Source organism: Nonlabens spongiae (assembly GCF_002117125.1).
Lineage (GTDB): Bacteria > Bacteroidota > Bacteroidia > Flavobacteriales > Flavobacteriaceae > Nonlabens > Nonlabens spongiae.
Genome location: NZ_CP019344.1, coordinates 2384405 through 2402153 on the forward strand (window position 1 = coordinate 2384405; position 17749 = coordinate 2402153).

18 protein-coding genes and 1 tRNA gene are annotated in these 17749 nt (G+C 39.8%); 7 read left to right on the top strand and 12 right to left on the bottom strand.

All coding sequences use genetic code 11. The annotated features are described in order from the left end of the window. Positions 1–46 precede the first annotated feature (46 nt). From BST97_RS10985 to BST97_RS11000, 4 genes are read right to left on the bottom strand one after another with little or no spacing between them, the layout of a single operon-like run. Entirely contained in the window at positions 47–904 is an 858-nt protein-coding gene (locus BST97_RS10985; RefSeq protein ID WP_245833553.1) for a class I SAM-dependent methyltransferase, read from the bottom strand. Between the two features lie 6 nt (positions 905–910). Then, complete coding sequence (gene mnmG / locus BST97_RS10990) at positions 911–2782, bottom strand: tRNA uridine-5-carboxymethylaminomethyl(34) synthesis enzyme MnmG (RefSeq protein ID WP_085767279.1); 1872 nt, start codon at positions 2780–2782, stop codon at positions 911–913. A gap of 2 nt (positions 2783–2784) precedes the next feature. Beyond that, positions 2785–3204, bottom strand: a complete 420-nt coding sequence (gene ybeY / locus BST97_RS10995) for an rRNA maturation RNase YbeY (protein WP_085767280.1) — start codon at positions 3202–3204, stop codon at positions 2785–2787. Continuing rightward, a complete protein-coding gene (locus BST97_RS11000) occupies positions 3197–6664 on the bottom strand; it encodes a DUF4175 family protein (protein ID WP_085767281.1) in 3468 nt (1155 codons plus the stop codon). Before BST97_RS11000 ends, ybeY begins: the two co-directional genes overlap by 8 nt. 82 nt (positions 6665–6746) lie before the next feature. On the opposite strand from BST97_RS11000, the gene BST97_RS11005 reads away from it, so the two are divergent. Next, positions 6747–7793: an alkane 1-monooxygenase gene (locus tag BST97_RS11005; protein ID WP_085767282.1), complete on the top strand. Its 1047-nt coding sequence runs from the start codon at positions 6747–6749 to the stop codon at positions 7791–7793. 118 nt (positions 7794–7911) lie between these two features. Here BST97_RS11005 and BST97_RS11010 read toward each other — a convergent pair whose 3' ends face one another. Next, positions 7912–8727 carry a DUF3800 domain-containing protein gene (locus BST97_RS11010; RefSeq protein WP_085767283.1) on the bottom strand — a complete coding sequence of 272 codons (816 nt, stop codon included), beginning with the start codon at positions 8725–8727 and terminating at the stop codon, positions 7912–7914. Next, positions 8714–9010 (bottom strand): helix-turn-helix domain-containing protein, encoded by a 297-nt coding sequence (locus tag BST97_RS11015; RefSeq protein ID WP_085767284.1) that lies wholly within the window; start codon positions 9008–9010, stop codon positions 8714–8716. Before BST97_RS11015 ends, BST97_RS11010 begins: the two co-directional genes overlap by 14 nt. A gap of 102 nt (positions 9011–9112) precedes the next feature. On the opposite strand from BST97_RS11015, the gene gltX reads away from it, so the two are divergent. Together gltX and BST97_RS11025 are read left to right on the top strand one after the other, a co-directional pair. Then, positions 9113–10630 (top strand): glutamate--tRNA ligase, encoded by a 1518-nt coding sequence (gltX, locus tag BST97_RS11020; protein ID WP_085767285.1) that lies wholly within the window; start codon positions 9113–9115, stop codon positions 10628–10630. Positions 10631–10861: 231 nt separating this feature from the next. After that, entirely contained in the window at positions 10862–11869 is a 1008-nt protein-coding gene (locus BST97_RS11025; RefSeq protein WP_085767286.1) for an SPFH domain-containing protein, read from the top strand. A gap of 79 nt (positions 11870–11948) precedes the next feature. Here the strand turns inward: BST97_RS11025 and BST97_RS11030 are convergent, their stop codons facing one another. From BST97_RS11030 to BST97_RS11040, 3 genes are read right to left on the bottom strand one after another with little or no spacing between them, the layout of a single operon-like run. Then, positions 11949–12167, bottom strand: a complete 219-nt coding sequence (locus BST97_RS11030; RefSeq protein ID WP_085767287.1) for a DUF6327 family protein — start codon at positions 12165–12167, stop codon at positions 11949–11951. Beyond that, the gene (locus tag BST97_RS11035; protein ID WP_085767288.1) at positions 12154–12537 is read right to left on the bottom strand and encodes a phage holin family protein; all 384 of its coding nucleotides are present in this window, start codon (positions 12535–12537) and stop codon (positions 12154–12156) included. Before BST97_RS11035 ends, BST97_RS11030 begins: the two co-directional genes overlap by 14 nt. Positions 12538–12550: 13 nt before the next feature. Beyond that, positions 12551–12961, bottom strand: coding sequence for a YtxH domain-containing protein (locus tag BST97_RS11040; protein WP_085767289.1), 411 nt, complete (start codon positions 12959–12961; stop codon positions 12551–12553). A gap of 130 nt (positions 12962–13091) precedes the next feature. On the opposite strand from BST97_RS11040, the gene BST97_RS15840 reads away from it, so the two are divergent. Next, positions 13092–13241, top strand: coding sequence for a hypothetical protein (locus BST97_RS15840; RefSeq protein ID WP_157111628.1), 150 nt, complete (start codon positions 13092–13094; stop codon positions 13239–13241). Positions 13242–13305: 64 nt separating this feature from the next. On the opposite strand, the gene BST97_RS11045 is transcribed toward BST97_RS15840, so the two are convergent. Then, a complete protein-coding gene (locus tag BST97_RS11045) occupies positions 13306–14988 on the bottom strand; it encodes a glutamine--tRNA ligase/YqeY domain fusion protein (RefSeq protein WP_085767290.1) in 1683 nt (560 codons plus the stop codon). A gap of 69 nt (positions 14989–15057) precedes the next feature. On the opposite strand from BST97_RS11045, the gene folB reads away from it, so the two are divergent. From folB to BST97_RS11060, 3 genes are all read left to right on the top strand, one after another. Further along, on the top strand, positions 15058–15417 hold the full coding sequence (gene folB / locus BST97_RS11050) for a dihydroneopterin aldolase (RefSeq protein WP_085767291.1): 360 nt from the start codon (positions 15058–15060) through the stop codon (positions 15415–15417). A gap of 101 nt (positions 15418–15518) precedes the next feature. Next, a complete protein-coding gene (locus tag BST97_RS11055; protein WP_157111630.1) occupies positions 15519–15950 on the top strand; it encodes a hypothetical protein in 432 nt (143 codons plus the stop codon). A gap of 196 nt (positions 15951–16146) precedes the next feature. Continuing rightward, positions 16147–16217, top strand: a tRNA-Cys gene (locus BST97_RS11060). 30 nt (positions 16218–16247) lie between these two features. Here BST97_RS11060 and BST97_RS11065 read toward each other — a convergent pair. Together BST97_RS11065 and BST97_RS11070 are read right to left on the bottom strand one after the other, a co-directional pair. Beyond that, positions 16248–16997: a LysE family translocator gene (locus BST97_RS11065; RefSeq protein ID WP_085767293.1), complete on the bottom strand. Its 750-nt coding sequence runs from the start codon at positions 16995–16997 to the stop codon at positions 16248–16250. Positions 16998–17065: 68 nt separating this feature from the next. Further along, a complete protein-coding gene (locus tag BST97_RS11070) occupies positions 17066–17746 on the bottom strand; it encodes a head GIN domain-containing protein (RefSeq protein WP_085767294.1) in 681 nt (226 codons plus the stop codon). Between the last annotated feature and the right edge of the window lie 3 nt (positions 17747–17749).

The following is a 17749-nucleotide window of genomic DNA, read 5'->3' on the forward strand; positions in this document are numbered from 1 at the left end:
TGGACTTTAATTAGGTAAGAGTACTTTTATCACGAGATCGTAGCTCTCAAGCCTTAAAATCGCGTTTTTTCAAGATATAGGCAATCGAGCTATATTCCTGATTGAATAAAGCACGCAAATTAGACCACAATCCTAAAATAATTCCGGTAATAAAAGGTAACGGCATTTTTTTATAACGTGCTGATAGAATACTTACGTACAAACTGTCAAACCAAAGTGGTTTTTCTTCAAGTAGCTCAAATTTGTCATTGAAGAAATTTGTTACTGCCTGTCGATTGAAGTGAAATAAATGCCTAGGCACGTCGTAGGCGGCCCAGTATTTTTTAAAGAATTTTGCGTCCCACGAGTCATAATTAGGTAACGCTAGAATTAAAATTCCATCAGGCATTAACAAATTTTCTATCTGGCGTTTCTGAGCGATAATGTCGGGAACGTGTTCTAATACGTGATACATGCTTATCAGCCCATACAAATCCTGCTCCTCGTTTTCAAGGCTTGATTTAAGATGGACGCCCTGATCAAGAGCGATTTTTCTTGCCTTTGAATTGGGCTCAAAACCCTCAGCATCTAGACCGGCAATCTTTAATTCTTTTACCAGATCTCCAACTCCAGCTCCAATATCCAGCACAGGTTTTCGACCAGCATATTGAGCAATAAGTTTTGACTTTGATTTGAGATTTACCGCTTTCGCGAAAGCGTAACAACGAGCAAAAAAGGAGTCCGTTTTCTTAGAGTGCGATAAATATTCATCGCTCTCATAGTAAGAATCTAGATTTTCTGGGACTGGCAAAGTCTTGAGAATTTGCGTATCAGAATCTTTCAATAGCTGAAAATCTTCACCAGAAAGAAAATAATCTCGAAGTTTGAGAATGGGTCGGTCGAAGTTCAAATTAATTTGTTTCACGTGAAACTATCTACCCATGTGAACCAAAAGCACCGAAATATCACTAGGCGTCACACCCGAAATACGAGAAGCTTGAGATACTGTTACCGGTTGAATTTTAGTTAGTTTTTCACGAGCTTCATAAGATAAAGAGGCTAGATTTTTGTAATTATAGTTAGGTGGAATTTTGACATTCTCTAGGCGATGAAGCTTATCAGCATTATTTTTCTCCTTTTCAATGTATCCAGCATATTTGACACGTATCTCCACTTGTTCCAAAATGTCCTCGTCTAGATCGTGTTCCTCGATATAATTCTGGAATTGAGGAAGCGTCTTCATATCCTCGGTTGTGATCTGTGGTCTAGAAAAGACTTTATATAACTTGTCGTTTTGTTTGACGGTAGCGGTTTTTTTGCGTTCCAGCAGTTCATTGATCTCTTTGAAATCATAACTAGTATCTTTGAGGAACTCAACCATATGATTCGCTTTTTCTTGCTTCTCCTCCACTCTTTTTAGGCGAGCTTCGGGTATAATTCCTAACTCAACCGCTCTGGGCGTGAGACGCAAATCTGCATTATCTTGGCGTAATAAGGTCCTATATTCTGCTCGGGAAGTGAACATGCGATAAGGTTCTTCGGTACCTTTTGTGATAAGATCATCGATTAGAACACCTATATAAGCCTCGTCACGGCCTAATATAAATTCTTCTTCTTCTCTAATTTTTCTGACGGCATTAATTCCTGCCATCAAACCTTGAGATGCAGCCTCCTCATAACCGGTGGTACCGTTTATTTGACCAGCGAAATACAGATTATCAACCGATTTGGTTTCAAGTGTGTGTTTTAACTGCGTAGGAGGAAAATAATCATACTCAATAGCATAACCAGGACGGAAAAATTTCACATTTTCAAAACCTGTTACAGATCTAAGCGCTTTAAATTGGACATCTTCTGGAAGTGATGTGCTAAAACCGTTGACGTATACTTCACATGTGTTCCAACCTTCGGGTTCTACAAAAATTTGGTGACGATCCTTATCTGCAAAACGGTCAATCTTATCTTCAATACTTGGACAATATCTTGGACCTATAGATTGAATACGACCATTGAACATAGGGCTGCGATCAAAACCTTCCCTCAGTAAATTGTGAACTTCAGGACTTGTGTAGGTCATGTGACAATCACGTTGCAGACTCAAAGGTGTAGTGATACTAGAATAACTAAATTTTGAAGTAATAACATCACCAGGCTGCGGAATCATTTTAGAATAATCTAGAGATCTACCATCAACGCGTGGAGGAGTTCCCGTCTTCATTCTGCCAGATTCAAAACCAAGGGCAATTAATTCTTCTGTGATTCCAGTAGAAGCTCTTTCACCGGCTCTACCACCTCCAAATTGTTTTTCTCCTATATGGATCAAACCATTTAAAAAGGTTCCATTAGTCAATATGACCGCCTTACTTCTTATTTCCAATCCTAAAGAAGTGCGCACACCTAGTAACTTATTATCGTCAACAATTAATCCAGAACACATTTCTTGATAGAAATCAAGATTCTCGATAGATTCTAGTTGCAGTCTCCATTCTTCGGCAAAACGCATGCGGTCGTTTTGAGTCCTAGGCGACCACATTGCAGGACCTTTAGATTTATTAAGCATTTTGAATTGAATAGCGCTCTTATCACTTACAATTCCTGAATACCCGCCAAGCGCATCAATTTCTCGCACAATCTGACCCTTAGCGATTCCACCCATTGCTGGATTGCAAGACATCTGTGCGATATTCTGTAGATTCATGGTAACCAAAAGCGTTTTGGCCCCCATATTGGCAGCAACAGCAGCAGCCTCACTACCAGCGTGACCTGCTCCTACTACTATTACATCATATTCCTTTTCAAACATAGCTATTGTTTCACGTGAAACATTTGCATCATTTCACTCTCCTTCTCGCGCATTAGATTCTTTTCGTGTAGAGTTTTATCCCCATAACCCATTAAGTGTAACAAGCCATGAACTATAACGCGACGCAACTCATCAGACTCATCCACATCAAACACAGCAGCATTATCTTTTACTCGATCTGTGCTGATATAAATCTCACCTTCAAGCATTCCTTCTGAGGAATAATCAAAAGTGATGATATCTGTGTAAGTGTCGTGATCAAGAAATTGCTGGTTTATTTCTAAAAGATAGTCATCTGAACAAAAAATGTAATCTAATTTTCGAATCACATTATTTTCTACTGAAGCTACTTCACATAACCAACGACGATAATTCCTAGCATCAATATGAGTAAAATCATTCTGATAGTGAAAACTAATCATCGTCCTTAAAATATTCCTTTACACGCTCTTTAAATTGCGGCTGCAAAGGTAATACTTGGCGGTTTAAAATCTCCTTGGTATTAAAGTACTTAGCAGGATCAACGTTGAGCTTGTTAATCGGATTTGAAAAGCTGTCGTTTCCACGTTCCGCTTCTCTCTGATCTTCTTTACCCTGAAACAATCCAGCATCTTTTAGTTTCAATAATTCGTGAGTGACCTGCATCATACGCTTTTCCACATCACGGTCATAGCCCCTATCGATCAATCTGCGCTCTACATCTTTCATGCGGTCCGTGATGTTACCCACTTTTCCTTCTAAACCTTCTTTACGGATCATATCTTCCAACTGATTCCGCAACTCTTGTTGTTGCTTATAGATCTCGTAAATGCGGGCGCTTTCCTCTTCAGACTCGCGGTAGGTATTCTCGTCAGAATCTGTATTTCCTTGACCACTACCGTTACCCGAACCGTTGCGGCTGTCCTTTCCACCTTGTTTTCCGTTCTCGCCCTGTTGACCTCCATCTTCTCCACTCTGACCAGACTGACCGGACATTCCAGATTGTCCTGACTGACCAGATTGTCCTTGCTGTCCTTGTTCTCCCTCCTGACCGGGCTGACCCGAACTACCAGGCTGCACGGCTTCACCTTCTTCACCAGGCTTCTTCCCATCCTTTCCTTGCTTGGAAAGAGATTCCTGCTTTTGAATAATATCAGATAATTGGAAACCGCCACCTTGACCCTGACCGGGCTTACCCATACCCTGACCGGACATACTCATGGCATTATTCATTTGATCTAATGAATTGCTAAGCATAGCAGCAAGCGTATTGGCACTTTTCAAGGCAAACTGTTGAGAGGCTGAACCTTGTTGCATTTCAAATTCACCAAGTTGAACAAGGGTTTTGTCTAAATAATAATAAATATCAGTAATCTCTTTATTGATATCTTGACTGATTTTGGGATTACGAGAAGCCAATGCAAACAAGCTGTCATCAACATGCTTGAAAGCCTTTTCTAAATCCTTTTGAACCCTCAATTTTTTTCCGAAACTCGGACTGCTCTTTGTGATTTCTTGAACTCCCTCTATAAGATTCTCTTGTTCTACAGAAAATGTTACAAGATTATCGAGAATCTGTCTGAGCATTTCCGCATCTTCTTGCTGACCCTGCATACTCATGCTTTGCGACTGTGCTGCCATTGCTTGGGCTTGCTTTTTCATCTTTTTGGCAGCGTTTTTCTGTTTTTTGCCCGCTTCTGATGACTTCTGTTCTTGCAAATCTTCACTAGCTCCCTGTTGATCTTCCTTAATCTCGTCACCATCCTCCGGATCAAATTCTAGATCCATGGGTTTTTTCAAGTCCTCATTTTCCTTACCTAGTTCTTCAAGTTCCTTTTCCCATTTCTTATACTCTTCGTTAAGTTTATCTTGATCTTCTTTTTTGTTATCTGAACCCTCCTTCTCTGATTGCTGTTCTTGTTTCTCAGCAATGTCCATGAGTTTACGGCCCAGTTGCTCAAACTTTTGCTCCACATAATAGCGCTTTGTGAGCTCCAGTAATTGCTCTAGCGTGCGCTTCTGTTGCTTGGACTTCTTCTGGGATTGCTCAATTTTATCCTTGAGTTCTTCCTTGCTGAGTTTATCCTGATATTTCTGAAGTTCTTTGAGAAGCTCCTCATTTTCTTTGATTTCTTCTATGCTTTTCTCCATGCGATCCTTCAGCTCATTTTTCATGGGATCATCTTCAGCATTGTATTTTTCAAGATTGTCTTTAACCCGCTCCATTTGCTGGCGCATGAGTTGCTCTTGCTTTTCTTGATTTTTTAAAGCATTCTCGAGCTTCTTCTGGTCGTTATAAGTTCTATTTTTCTTCTCGATCTGTTCCTTGGCCAGTTCTTCTAGCTGTCGATCTTGTTTTTCTTGCTCAGACAGCGCATTCTCAATATTGGAAAGGGATTCTCGTTGTTTTTGAAAAAGTTGGTCCTCTTCCTCACTTTTATCCACCTTACTGAAGGAAAATACTTCAGACCGTGCGGTTTTGAAATTATTTACCACATCATTATCAGTTGCCTCAAAATAGAATTGATAGGTGTTGCCGCCCTCTAACACTAACCGATCTGGAAAGGTGTAGAAGAATTGGTCAAAAATCCCCTTGTTAGACCGTAGCGTCAATCTTTTCTTACTGGCTTGATCATTTTGTTTATAATAAATAAGTGATATAGAGCGCAGACCATAATCATCTGCCGCTTGACCTTTGAAATACATAATGTTTGTATCGATCGAGTCTTGCTTCATGGCTACTTCAATCTCGGGATATTCATCACGGGTTACATCGAGCTTGAAAGACAGTCGTTCGTGATCTTTGATATTATCATTTGAGGTAGAAATGGCGTAACGAGTGGGTTGTAATACCGCTTTCGCGAAAGCGAACTCATCACCAGCCCTATCAAAAGCAATGACCGTATCCTTCTCAACAAAATCCACAGCCGTTGCGTTGCGAGCCGAAAGTTTCCAACTCACCCGCGTTCCCTGCGGTATCGTAGCATTACCGGTGCTGCGCACGACCTCATCCTTTTTGCCCGTATGCGCTGGATAGTCCAGAACGAGTTGGAAGTCTTCAATTACAGGAACAGCACCCACAGTCACTTGATAATCAGTACTGCGTACCTCGTTGCCCTCAAGATAGAATTCAAAATTCTCAGTAGGATTTTCAAAAACAAAGCTGTAGCGGTCTGCCGCCTCTTGATTCAGGTAAAAAGTTTTACCCTGATAGTGAATGCTGACATTTTCAGGTAGTTTCTCCCCTATTACCTGTACGTCCATTCTCAAATCCTTTTGCTCCAGCGTTTGAAGCTGTTCATTCATTACCTTGAAAGTAAAGGGTGCTGGCGGAGTGTACTCGGTTTTGTAGTCTGCAACACGGGTAGCGCTGCTGGTGATCACATCATTGTTTCCCGTGAAAAATAAAGCTGCGACAATTATCACGGGAATCGCCAAATATTTGAGATAAGAGCTGTTCTTTTTAAAATCAATAGCTCGTTTGAAGGGAATAGGTTTGAGTTCTGCGCTTTTTTGATTGATACTCGCCCAGGTGAGTTCGTTATCGCCACCTTGAGCGTGTAATTGTAGAATATTAGTTAGTTTATCGCTCACCTCTGGAAAGTGATTCCCGATCATGGAACTCGCCTGTCTGAAATCAATTCCAGAAAACAACCGATTCAACCGTAACAGCGGGATAGCAATAAATTTTATGAGCAAACCTAACTGTACACCTACAAACAAAAGCAGCAAAATCAATCTACCCGTGCTGTTGAACCAAATAAAATGTTCCAAAACCACCGTAAATAGAAAATACAATAAGCCCAAGGCAAGAAAAAGTATCACGCCTTTGATCAACTCGTTCTGATAATAACGGCTGATGAACTTCTTGAGTTTATGCTCTATGATCTGGTAGTCTGTCATGCAATTACAACTGTTATGTAAATATAATGGATAGGATGTATCTTTATTGACTCTGTTTTAGATTGTTCCTTAAACTTGCGCTGTGCTAAACGACCTCAAATACCTTACCGCTTATCTGGTTCCCGTCTTCTGCATCATCGGGATTGCTTTAAAAGGTGGGTTTTTATTTCTGACACCCGTAATCATTTTTGGTTTAGTGCCGCTGCTGGAACTGGTTATGCCTCAAGTAACAGATAATCTTGAAGAAGATGAACGGTCTAGGAAACTAAGCACCAAGTTCTTTGATGTGCTGCTTTGGTTGAACTTGCCTATTATCTATGGTGTTTTGTTCTACGGCATCTATAGTTATGCTTTCTCACCCTACTCTACAGCTGAAACAATTGGTTTGATCTTTTCTTTAGGTATCGTTACTGGTAGTAACGGCATTAACGTGGCGCATGAACTAGGCCATCGTCAAGAGAGTTGGGAACGGTTTTTAGGCAAGGCATTATTGCTACCCAGTCTTTACATGCACTTTTACATTGAGCATAACTACGGCCATCATCAGAAGGCTGCCACGGTGGACGATCCTGCGAGCGCCCGATATAATGAAAATATCTATGCATTCTGGCTACGATCCGTTCCCAATCAGTACATCAATGCGTGGAAGATTCAAAGACAAATACTCAAATCTCAAAACCAATCGTTTTTCTCTCTTAATAATGACATGTTCTGGTATCAAATCATTCAGTTCAATTACTTACTGATTGCTGGATTAATTTTTGGTTGGCAGGTCAGCTTGTTGCTGATCGCGGTGGCGATTGTGGGTTTCACGCTGCTGGAGATTATCAATTATCTCGAGCACTATGGATTGCAGCGCAAAAAGAAAAAATCTGGACGGTATGAAGTGGTGCGACCTGTTCATAGTTGGAATTCCAATCATGCCCTTGGTAGAATCCTCCTTTACGAACTCACCCGTCATAGTGACCATCACTTTAGAGCGAGCAAAAAATTCCAAGTACTTGATCATCATGAGATCAGCCCGCAGTTGCCTTACGGTTATCCTACAATGATGGTGATTGCACTGTTTCCACCATTGTGGTTTTCTTTAGTGAATAAGAGAGTGCCACGGGAGATGGTTTCTTTTTGAAGGGTTATGTTTAATTGCCGATTCCTAATTAGAATTTAGGTACCGTTTTTGTACCTTTGCAAAATAAGTCTGCGAAACACGAAAGTCGACTCCATGTCGTTATTTCATATACTTGAAATTAGTGTTTTGGTGGGCTTATTTTATTTTTGGAAGTTAAAGGATTCTTTTTATTATCGTAGTAGTTCATCCAATCTCCGTAATTTTCAGTATCGTACAAATCAACTACAAGGCTAATCTGATCCCTCAGGAAATTATAAAACCTCATTTCTCCTTTTTCAAAAACCCTTTGAACTGACCAGCAGTAATAGTCTGCTAGATTTAATAAAGGGTCTTTAGTAGGATAATTTACATTAAAAACAACGTTAGTTTTTACCTCTGTATTACCTTTTACTCTTGAAAACCTCTGTTTAGCTTTCAAGAAAGCTAATTCCAAATTATGATTTTTGGTGCTTTTGCCTCTTTCAGAAATATGCAATACAAGCTTTTGATGTTTAGTGAGTTTATTTTTAAGTAAATGAGACAATAGGTCTGCATAGAAATATTCTTCTTTGCCTTTGTGTTTAGTCTCATATCGTTCTATATTTTTTCTACCTACCACAGCCTCAAAACTACAATTGATAGTTTTCATTAAATCAAACATCTCTTTTCTTATTTCTCCTATATCGTCCGTGGCGTGCAAATAATAACCAGTTTTTTTAATCTTTTTCACAACACTAGGAACATGATAAAATTCATCATTAGTTATTTTATTTTGAAGAGAATTGATTTTATCTCTCACCTCATCTAACGGGTCTTTGATCTTCACCATGCCTAAAATAAAAACGTTTGAAACGCCGTTAGATCCAATAATATTTCTTTTACCTTTTCCATAAAATGTGGTATCACCTGCTTCATCTAAAAATCGGTGAAAATCCATTAACTTAGGCTGTTCCATCCTGAAATTTTACCTTTAAAATATCGATAATCTCTGTCGCATTTTTTTCTGTTTTTAGCTGCTTTGATATTTTATCTACATGCCAAGCTATGATTAAATCATTTATTTCCACCGCATACCGATCAGCTATTCTATTTATCAAATCCCATGGTGCAGATCTCCTTCCATTTTCGATTTTACTTAAAATAGCAACATCAATATTTAATAAGGAAGAAGCTTCACGAAGAAGTAAACCTTTATTGATTCTTAAAGATCGAATCATTTGACCGAAAGAATTTTCCATAAATTTATTTGACAATATTTGTCAAATATAGTGTTTTTCTAACAACATCTTACTCGATTAGCCCAAGCTGTCTTTTTATCTTTGCCGGCAAATAAAATAGCTATGAGTCAGCCCGTACGTGTAAGATTTGCTCCCAGTCCTACCGGTCCTTTGCATATAGGTGGTGTAAGAACCGCACTTTTCAATTATTTGTTTGCTAAAAAATATAACGGAACCTTCGTTTTACGAATCGAGGATACAGATCAAAACCGCTATGTAGAAGGAGCTGAAGATTACATCAAGGAAGCTCTGGACTGGTGCAACATTCCTTATGATGAAGGTCCTGGACGTGAGGGTGAATATGGCCCCTACCGTCAGAGCGAGCGTAAAAATCGCTACCGTAAGTACGCTGAAAAGCTAATTTTGAACGGTGCTGCCTATTATGCTTTTGATACTCCAGAAGAACTGGACGCAGCCCGTAAAAAAGCCGAAGGAAACAAACAAACCTTCATCTACAACCATAAAAATCGGGATGAGTTTAAGAACTCCCTGACGTTATCCCAAGAAGAGGTAGATCAACGTATCTCAGCAGGAGACGATTACGTTATACGCTTCAAGCCTGAACTTAAAATGCTGGGAATGTTTGATGAGATACGTAAGGGTATCGAGATCGACACCAGCCTTTTGGATGATAAGGTGCTTTTTAAAAGCGACGGCATGCCTACCTATCACTTGGCAAATGTGGTGGATGATCACGAGATGGAAATCACCCACGTGATACGTGGCGAGGAATGGCTGCCCAGTATGGCGCTGCACGTTTTGTTGTATGAAAGTTTTGGTTGGACCGCTCCTAAATTTGCGCACCTGCCACTTATTCTTAAACCTACAGGGAAAGGAAAACTCTCCAAGCGCGATGGAGATAAAATGGGCTTCTCCGTTTTTCCGCTGGACTGGGTAGATCCTAAATCAGGCGAGAAAAGCAGCGGATTCAGAGAAGATGGATTCTTACCAGAAGCGATGGTTAATATTCTAGCATTTTTAGGCTGGAATCCAGGAACGGATCAAGAAATTTTTACTCAGGATGAATTGGTTTCGGCATTTAACTTGGATAAAGTAAATAGTTCTGGAGCCAAGTATGATCCTGAAAAGGCAAAGTGGTTTCAGCAGCAATGGTTTGTGCAGCAAGATGATGCTGTTGTAGGTGCCGCTTTCGCGAAAGCGTTACAAGCTAAAGACATCTCCTACCCTTCTCAGGAATATGTTGACACAGTCTGTGGATTAGTAAAGGAAAGAGCCGTCTTTGTAGATGATTTGTTTGACCTCTCTTTATTTTTCTTTGTAGCACCATCTGAATATGATGTAAAGAATGTCAAAAAATGCTGGAAGGATGATACAGGAGAAATCATGACACAAGTTGCTGAACTTATCGAAAATTCTGAGGTGGAAACCGCGACAGAATACGCAGATCTCGTTAAAGGCTGGATCAAAGATCAAGATATGGGCTTTGGTAAAGTGATGATGCCTTTGCGATTGTCTTTAGTAGGAAGCCTCATGGGACCTGATGTATTTGAGATCGCGTCCATGATAGGGAAAGATGAAACGGTAGATCGCATTAAAAAAGCTGTTTCTGAGCTGTCTTAGAAATGTAAATGTCACTTTGAAATTTTCTTGTCACTCTTAAATCGAGAGCATCGAGATATTCAGAATCTCTATAAGATGACTCAATCTCAAAATTTTTAGGAGACTAAAAAGAGATTCTCAATCGTCGCAGAGCGCCGTTCAGAATGACAAATCACATTATAGTGAGTTTGAATTTGTAACAATTCTCATATCTTCCACACCTATAAACTGCTAATCATTAATTTATAAATTATGGGAGGATATTTAATAGTTCCAGTATTGTTGGTTCTAGGCTTCTTTTTATTGTTAGGAACCTTTTTCACCGTCAAACAACAAACGGCTGCGGTGGTGGAGCGTTTCGGTAAATTTACGAGTATGCGACACTCGGGCCTGCAGCTCAAGATTCCTTTAATAGATCGAGTTGCTGGGAGAATCAACCTTAAAATCCAACAGCTCGATGTGGTTGTTGAAACTAAGACTAAGGATGATGTATTTGTTCGTCTGAAAGTTTCTGTTCAGTTTGAGGTAATCAGATCAAAGGTGTATGATGCCTTTTACCGACTTCAAAATCCGCATGATCAGATCACGTCTTATGTTTTTGATGTGGTACGTGCAGAGGTCCCTAAAATGAAGCTTGATTATGTTTTTGAGAAAAAAGATGACATCGCTATCGCTGTAAAGCGTGAACTTAACGAAGCCATGCTGGATTACGGTTACGATATCATTAAAACGCTTGTAACAGACATTGATCCTGATGTACAGGTAAAGGCAGCGATGAACCGTATTAACGCCTCAGAACGCGAAAAAACCGCTGCAGAATACGAAGCTGAAGCAGAAAGGATCAAAATCGTTGCAAAAGCACGCGCTGAGGCAGAATCAAAAAGACTTCAAGGTCAAGGTATCGCTGATCAACGTCGTGAGATTGCAAGAGGTCTAGAAGAGTCAGTGGACGTATTGAATAATGTGGGGATCAACTCTCAAGAAGCAAGTGCTCTTATTGTGGTAACCCAACATTATGACACTCTACAATCTCTAGGTGAAGAAACAAGTTCTAATTTGATTCTACTACCTAACAGTCCACAGGCCGGTAGTGATATGCTCAACAACATGATTGCAAGCTTTACCGCTAGTGCTCAAATAGGTGAAGAAATGAAGCGCGCAAGAGCTGAAAAAGAGAAAAAGGAACGCCCCAGAAAACGGATCGATACCTCAAGAATTGATCTAGAAGAAAGCGAGGATACCGAAGATTTTGACGCATAGTAACCGCGTATTGATAGTATGAAAAAATCCGCTGGTGATTGCTCACCAGCGGATTTTCCTTTTTCCTAGCAATTTAATTTTATTTTCCTCCTTTTAAACCCACCATTTTATTTACAGCCTTTAGAATAACTGCCTTTTTAGCGATAGAACCTATAATGTTGGTAACAATAGAAATAGGGCTCAAACTCTCCTTAACTTCATTCAAATTGAGCTTCATGGTCTCCTTATGAACCTCTTGCTGAAGTTTTAAGTATTTAAGATCTCTCTCTACCTCTTCAAAATTACTATAAGTCCTCATACTGGGTTACGGTTAAATCTTCATTATTATTGAAGAATTGTTTACTCGTTTTTCTTAAAATAAGCGTTTCTAGTTTGCTCTTAAGCGTAAACGCTAATACGATGGTTACGATGATATAGAAACCACCTACTATTGCATATCCACCTGCAAGACTTCCTATAGCTTCTCCTATAACAATACTGCCAGCAACACTTAAGAAAAGTAAGGCGATCAATAAAAAAAAGGCCAAAACGAGGTTGTAGCTTATCGATACAGCTCCTTTTGTACCCTTTTTATAAAGATCTAGTTTATGGTAGTTAATGGTAGACTCAATGTAGTCTTGAGTGGCATTTGTAAATTCGGTAAAATTTTCAGTAATACTTTTTCCCAAGACGAAGTCTGTTTTATACGTTTACAGATGCAGATGTTGTTTGAGCAGCATCCTTAACTGATTTTGGTTTCTGTAATTTTGCATTTTGCTCACGCAATTGCTCTAATTTTTCTTCAAGAGCGACGATAGCGTCGTCAGCTTTGTAGCTTGCGCTTGAAAGTGCTGACTCAATGCGCTCACTTACCGTTCCTTTCCAGTCTGTCGCCTTGTGCTTAGCAGTATTGGAAAACTGATTAACCCTTTCTGATACATCAGCGTAGGTTTTACGAGCCTGGGCATCGATATCTCTCTGAGCTTTTTTAGCTTGTTTCTTAATTTTTTTTCTGGTCTTTTCCCCACTTTCTGGTGCGTAAAGAAGACCAAATGCAGCTCCTATTGCAGCTCCTGCCGCAAGCGCTACTATAGCATTTGATGATTTAGACATAATTCTTTCTTTAAATGGACTACAAAGATATTTTAATAGATCGCAGCTGTCGTTAAATACAGGTTAACCTTAAAAAAACTACTATTAATTCAATCTTAAAAAAAGAAACAATCTACCAAATAATGTTAAAATGAGCCGAGTATTGCAATTTGATAACACTATTGTGTTGATGTTAATCTCGCTTTCGCGAAAGCGGGATAATCACAAGCATCGAGACATCGATAATGAAACTCTGAATCGCTCCTACCATCGCGTTCAGAGTGACAGTTACATTTTTTGAACTTGTCATACTGGTCAAGCGCAGCGCGATCCAGTATCTCCTTAATCGGGTCTTTAATACACTATTAATTTGCTTCAATCTTTGCCCAAGTATCTCTCAACGTTACCGTGCGATTGAAAACCATTTTATCCTCAGTAGAATCTGGATCTACGCAGAAGTATCCCAAACGCTGAAATTGCACCGTTTCTCCTACTGGTAGATTTTTAAGTGATGGCTCTCCATAAGCTGTAATGATTTCTAGAGAGTCGGGATTAATGAATTCCATAAAATCCTTTTCCTTATCAGTATCAGGAGATGGGACTGTAAACAATCGATCATAAAGGCGTACTTCAACAGGCAAAGCGTGTTGAGCACTTACCCAATGGAGGGTTCCCTTAACACGGCGCATACTGGCCTCTGTACCGCTACCACTTTTTGAATCTGGATCATAAGTGGCGTGGATTTCAGTAATATTCCCATCCTCATCTTTGATACAGCTTTCACCTTTGATGATGTATGCATTTTTTAAACGCACTTCCTTGCCTATGGTTAAACGGAAGTATTTTTTATTTGCCGATTCCTTAAAGTCATCACGCTCTATGTATAATTCCCTCGAAAATGGCACTTCACGATAACCACGAGACTCATCCTCTTGACTATTTTCTGCCTGGAGCATTTCCTCCTGACCTTCAGGATAGTTTGTGATAACCAGCTTCACAGGATCAAGAACACACATCACCCTGTTTGCATTTTTGTTGAGATCATCGCGCAAATGGAATTCTAGGTGATTCATATCCACAAGATTGTCCCTTTTACCTATACCGATGCTTTTTGCGAAGTTTTTGATCGCATTAGCCGTATACCCGCGTCTTCTCAAACCAGAGATAGTCGTCATGCGAGGGTCATCCCAGCCAGAAACCACACCATCTTCTACCAGTCTTTGCAACTTACGCTTGCTGGTTACGGTATGAGAAACGTTTCTACGAGCAAATTCACGCTGTTTAGGGCGTACTTTACTCTCATCTACCACTTGATCCAAGAACCAATCATAAAGCTCTCTATGGGGCAAAAATTCTAGCGTACAGAAGGAATGAGAGATTTGTTCCAGATAATCACTCTCACCGTGAGTCCAGTCGTACATAGGATAGATTTTCCAATCTTCTCCCGTGCGGTGGTGGGCTTTATTAACTACTCGGTACATAATGGGATCACGCATGAGTAGATTGTTGGACTTCATGTCGATTTTAGCTCTCAGAACATGCTCACTGGCTCCATACTTTCCATTTTTCATTCCCTCCAGCAATTCTAGATTCTCTTCAACACTGCGGTCGCGGTAAGGACTTTCAGTTCCTGGTTCGGTGAGGGAACCCTTTTGTTCAGCTATTTGCTCGCTGGTTTGTGAATCGACATAAGCTTTTCCATTTTTGATCATTTCTACCGCCCAGTCATAAAGCTCTTGAAAATAATCTGAAGCATAGCAAAGGTTATCCCATTTATAACCCAACCATTCTACATCCTTTTTTATGGCTTCTACATATTTTGCCTCTTCCTTTGCAGGATTTGTATCATCAAATCTCAGGTTTACGGGTTTATTGTACTTCTCACCCAGTCCAAAGTTGAGACAGATGGCACTCGCGTGACCTATATGCAGATATCCATTAGGCTCTGGCGGAAAACGGAATCTCAATTTATCCTCAGCCAGACCATTTTTCAAGTCTTCATCTATGATTTCTTCAATGAAATTTTTGGGAGTTTTTTCCTCGCTCATCACAATCAATTTACGCGACAAATTTAGGGTTTATTTCATGGCTTGTCTCCATGCTTTTATCTTTGTAACATGCATAAAATACAACTCAATAACGTACGTGTCTTTACCAATCACGGTTGTCTTACTGAAGAAGAACTCATAGGAAGTGAATACCGTGTGGATCTCGAGGTAGAAACTGACTTAAGCAAAAGCGCTCAAACCGATAATCTAAGCGATACCGTAGACTACGTTTCTCTCAATAGGATCATCAAAGAGGAAATGGCGGTGCGCTCAAAACTATTGGAACAAGTCGCGCAGCGCATTCTCAATCGTATTTTTAAGGAAGAGTCCATGGTACAAACTGCCGAAGTAAAAGTGGCAAAAGTTAACCCTCCTATAGGTGGTGATGTGGAAAGTGTCGTGATCGTGATGAAACAAAATCGTTCCTAACAAATCTGAAGTCAAAAATCAGAAGATCCGTTGTTTTTGGAGTTAATAGCGCAACCTTTTTAAAAATCCTGCATCTAACTGATAACCAAAAGGCTATCAAAATGAAACACCTACTTTTTTTCATGTCACTTTGTATTGCGTTTGTAGGTTGTTCAGAAGGTGATGACAACCAGCGTCCTACTTCAAGTAATTGTGACATGAATGTTGTTTTAAGCAATGCTCAATTCCAAAATGCACCGGCAGACCAGATTTCAATTGATGAATTGATTATAGACGGTGATTGTTTAAAGATTAGTTTCAGCTCCAGTGGTTGTGATGGAAACAGTTGGGAGGTGAAATTGATAGATTCTGAGACCATCGCCGAATCATTTCCACCTCAACGTGATATTAGGCTATCCCTGAGAAATATCGAAGTTTGCCAAGCGATAATCTCAAAAGAAATTTCTTTTGATATCTCTAATTTACAAGTAGATGGTAACCAAGTGTTTTTGAATATTGCTAATAATGGCGCGCGTATTCTCTATGAATATTAAGCAATTCTTATCGCGTTAAGGATTGAGAGAAAAGCCCACAGTCCCGATGTGTCGGGACGAGGACTTGCAGCGAAAGCCTGACCGCAGGGAAAGCCCTAATCAAAAGCTTAAATTATCCTCAATACCACAGAATGTGATAAACCTGAATTTTTGCAAGGTAGATAGGCTATTTTTATTATTTTTGCGCTCCTTACAAGGTACCATGGCCGAGTGGCTAGGCATGGGTCTGCAAAACCTAGTACAGCGGTTCGAATCCGCTTGGTACCTCAAATGAACCTCTGTGAAAACAGGGGTTTTTTATTTTTCTGGATTTTGTGACTCCTCCCGATTAATTTCATCCAGTCCTTCTAGAGAAGGATCCACAGGTTCAACCTCAGGCATGATATGGATTTCCTTAGTCAGCTCATCTGTGGCATCAGGGAATACACCTTTGAAAATAAGAACACCTCCACATATTCCCATAATGATGGCGATGATGCGCTTCAACCAGAAAATTCTAAAGGGGGTTAGGTATCTATTGAGACTTTTGGCAAGTAAAACTTTACCTATATCAACAACTAAATAGGTAACTAAAACAGTGGAAAAGAATATGACTATACGGCTTTCATCATTATCAAGCTGCGGACTGAAAACCACTATAAGTCCCAGCCAAAAGCCCAAAACCCCAATATTTATAAAATTGAGCAGAAATCCTTTAATGAACAGCTGGGCGTAATTTGTTTTTTTTACTTCCAGCACCTCAGTTTCTACCTCTTTTAGATAAGTTTTTTTAGTGCGTACAAAAGATATTACACCGTAGATCGCCAGTATGGATCCTCCAAAAATGAAGAGGCTGGGATCGTCCTTAAGCTTGTCCAAAATACTGGCAGTCATAAAATAGGCTACCAGGAGAAAAATAATATCGGCTAGAATTACACCTAGATCAAGGGACAAGGCAGCTCTAAAACCTTTAATAGCAGCAGTCTCGAGTAATGCAAAAAATACCGGTCCTATCAAAAAGGCCATGATAAAACCTAAGGGGATCGCTTTTAAAATGTCTGCCAGCATTAAGGAAACTCTTGTTGCTCAAAGGTAGGCAAAGCATAAAGCAACTCACAAATTTGCTGAAGATCTATTTAATCCACAAAATCGATGTTTCCACCTAAAAAACGCTTTTTCTTTCTTTGAGAAGGATTGCCGTAAACTGTGACATTACCACCAGCTCTTACCGCAACATCTACAGATTTTGAAGCATATACTTCTACCTCGCCGCCTGCTTGTACCTTTACTGTAACATGATCTGATTCTAGGCGTTCATTTTCTGCAATACCGCCAGTGTTGACGATTAAATTTTGGTGTTGAGAAGTCCCTTTGAGTTCTAAAATACCGCCAGTTACCGCTCTTAATTCAAGATTTTCTACCTTGAGACCCGCCTCTACCCTTGCTCCCTCCTGTACCCTGATCTCAAGTCTGGACTGTTCAATGAGTTCGTTTGATAAAATCTGTGCGCCTTCATTCCCATCAATGATTTCTAAATCTGTGTAATAGACATAAACAAAAGTATCCTCACCGTGAAAAATCATGTCAGTCTCCATGCGTATTTTGAGCATTCCGTCTTTTTCTATAAATTCTACCTGATCAGCATCGCGTCCTTTGATTAGAATTTTAGGTGTTTCTGATTTTACAAGATTTACCGTTATGAGATCAAATACCTTAATGGTATGAAATGGTTTAAGATCGATTTCTCTATTTGATTGCGCTTGCGCGAAAGCGAGACCTGCAAAAACTAATGATAGGAAGAATAAACTCTTTTTCATAAT

What these genes read in the sequence shown, in the direction of transcription:
- BST97_RS11000 (WP_085767281.1), bottom strand. Translation starts at nt 6,664, where the DNA reads ATGACAGACTACCAGATCATAGAGCATAAACTCAAGAAGTTCATCAGC.
- mnmG (WP_085767279.1), bottom strand. Translation starts at nt 2,782, where the DNA reads ATGTTTGAAAAGGAATATGATGTAATAGTAGTAGGAGCAGGTCACGCT.
- BST97_RS11015 (WP_085767284.1), bottom strand. Translation starts at nt 9,010, where the DNA reads ATGGAAAATTCTTTCGGTCAAATGATTCGATCTTTAAGAATCAATAAA.
- folB (WP_085767291.1), top strand. Translation starts at nt 15,058, where the DNA reads ATGCATAAAATACAACTCAATAACGTACGTGTCTTTACCAATCACGGT.
- BST97_RS11065 (WP_085767293.1), bottom strand. Translation starts at nt 16,997, where the DNA reads ATGCTGGCAGACATTTTAAAAGCGATCCCCTTAGGTTTTATCATGGCC.
- BST97_RS11040 (WP_085767289.1), bottom strand. Translation starts at nt 12,961, where the DNA reads ATGTCTAAATCATCAAATGCTATAGTAGCGCTTGCGGCAGGAGCTGCA.
- BST97_RS11070 (WP_085767294.1), bottom strand. Translation starts at nt 17,746, where the DNA reads ATGAAAAAGAGTTTATTCTTCCTATCATTAGTTTTTGCAGGTCTCGCT.
- gltX (WP_085767285.1), top strand. Translation starts at nt 9,113, where the DNA reads ATGAGTCAGCCCGTACGTGTAAGATTTGCTCCCAGTCCTACCGGTCCT.
- BST97_RS11030 (WP_085767287.1), bottom strand. Translation starts at nt 12,167, where the DNA reads ATGAGGACTTATAGTAATTTTGAAGAGGTAGAGAGAGATCTTAAATAC.
- BST97_RS11010 (WP_085767283.1), bottom strand. Translation starts at nt 8,727, where the DNA reads ATGGAACAGCCTAAGTTAATGGATTTTCACCGATTTTTAGATGAAGCA.
- ybeY (WP_085767280.1), bottom strand. Translation starts at nt 3,204, where the DNA reads ATGATTAGTTTTCACTATCAGAATGATTTTACTCATATTGATGCTAGG.
- BST97_RS11055 (WP_157111630.1), top strand. Translation starts at nt 15,519, where the DNA reads ATGAAACACCTACTTTTTTTCATGTCACTTTGTATTGCGTTTGTAGGT.
- BST97_RS11025 (WP_085767286.1), top strand. Translation starts at nt 10,862, where the DNA reads ATGGGAGGATATTTAATAGTTCCAGTATTGTTGGTTCTAGGCTTCTTT.
- BST97_RS15840 (WP_157111628.1), top strand. Translation starts at nt 13,092, where the DNA reads ATGAGCCGAGTATTGCAATTTGATAACACTATTGTGTTGATGTTAATC.
- BST97_RS11045 (WP_085767290.1), bottom strand. Translation starts at nt 14,988, where the DNA reads ATGAGCGAGGAAAAAACTCCCAAAAATTTCATTGAAGAAATCATAGAT.